The organism is Mesorhizobium sp. M1E.F.Ca.ET.063.01.1.1 (assembly GCF_003998155.1).
Taxonomy (GTDB): Bacteria; Pseudomonadota; Alphaproteobacteria; order Rhizobiales; family Rhizobiaceae; genus Mesorhizobium.
In genome coordinates this window covers 1-944 of the sequence record NZ_RZSC01001293.1, presented here as the reverse complement: position 1 = coordinate 944, position 944 = coordinate 1, and the positions used below count along the sequence as shown (strand labels likewise).

Sequence of the window (944 nt, the reverse complement as noted above, 5' to 3'; positions counted from 1 at the left end):
CCACGAGACGGTGCGGCACGCGTTGCAGCTTGGGCTGCGCGCGCTTGGAGCTGAGTGAAGATCAGGCCGGCTTCGCGCCGTAGATCACGTCCGCGCGCTTCTCGAAGGCTTCGGAGAACATGCGGAAGGCGCGGTCGAACATCGTCCCCATCAGCGCTCCGAGAATGCGGCTCTTGAATTCGTAGTCGATGAAGAAATGCACCTCACAGCCGCGATCGGCCGGATCGAAGCGCCAGATGTTGCTGAGATATTTGAATGGGCCGTCGATGTATTTGACGTCGATGGCGTTCTCGTCCGGCTTCAGGAGCACCTGCGTGGTAAAGGTCTCGCGGATCGCCTTGTAGCCGATGCTCATGTCGGCGACGAGGATGGTGCGGCCGTCGCGCTCCTTGCGCGAGCGCACCGTCAGCGCCTCGCAGAGCGGCAGGAATTGCGGATAGGCCTCGACATCCGCCACCAGCGCGAACATCTCCTGCGGCGTGTGGGTGACGCGGCGGATGGCTTCGAATTTCGGCATTTAGATGGTCAGCCGGCTTTCTCGAGCTGCGCTTCGCGCGCCGCACGCAGCCTGGCGAAGTCCTCGCCGGCGTGATGCGAGGAGCGCGTCAGCGGGCTCGACGCCACCAGCAGGAAGCCCTTGGTCTTGCCGATCGTCTCGTAGGACTTGAACTCGTCGGGCGTGATGAAGCGGATCACCGGATGGTGCTTCTTCGACGGCTGCAGGTATTGGCCTATGGTCATGAAGTCGACATTGGCCGACCGCAGGTCATCCATGAGCTGCAGCACTTCGTTCCGCTCCTCACCGAGACCGACCATGATGCCGGATTTGGTGAAGATCGACGGATCGAGTTCTTTCACCCGCTGCAGCAGCCGAATGGAGTGGAAATAGCGGGCGCCCGGCCGGACCGTCAGGTAGTTCGACGGAACGGTTTCGAGGTTATGGT

Annotated in this window: 1 protein-coding gene and 1 pseudogene; both read right to left on the bottom strand. The window is 62.0% G+C overall.

From position 1 onward, the window contains the following. Positions 1-61 precede the first annotated feature (61 nt). Positions 62-517, bottom strand: a complete 456-nt coding sequence (locus tag EOA29_RS38045) for a type II toxin-antitoxin system RatA family toxin (RefSeq protein ID WP_126094051.1) — start codon at positions 515-517, stop codon at positions 62-64. An 8-nt stretch (positions 518-525) separates the two neighbouring features. Continuing rightward, a pseudogene (locus EOA29_RS38040) lies at positions 526-944 on the bottom strand (lipoyl synthase); the annotation flags it as partial.

What these genes read in the sequence shown, in the direction of transcription:
- EOA29_RS38045 (WP_126094051.1), bottom strand. Translation starts at nt 517, where the DNA reads ATGCCGAAATTCGAAGCCATCCGCCGCGTCACCCACACGCCGCAGGAG.